The 247-nt window shown below is 70.4% G+C and carries 1 protein-coding gene; it reads right to left on the reverse strand.

Features of this window, described 5'->3' with window-relative positions; all coding sequences use genetic code 11:
* On the reverse strand, window positions 1–247 hold a 247-nt coding region (locus AC6CH6_RS17890), incomplete at both ends, for a 3-hydroxyacyl-CoA dehydrogenase family protein (RefSeq protein WP_498256166.1).

Below are 247 nucleotides of genomic sequence, written 5' to 3' on the forward strand. Positions count from 1 at the left end.
ACCCAGCCGCGACGAGGCGAAGCCGGGGGCGTCGTTGACGACCACCGGGGTCTTGCCGAGGCCCTCGACCCACTGCACCGAGAGCCGTCTGAGCTCCTCGCCGGTGTGCTTCGAGTTCACGACCTCCACGAGCTTCGAGGCCGGCACGGGGTTGAAGAAGTGCAGCCCGCAGAACCGCTCGGGGCGTCCCAGCTGCTCGGCCAGCCCGTCCACGGACAGCGAGGAGGTGTTGGTGGCCAGCCACGCC

The organism is Kocuria sp. GQ42, from assembly GCF_059758435.1.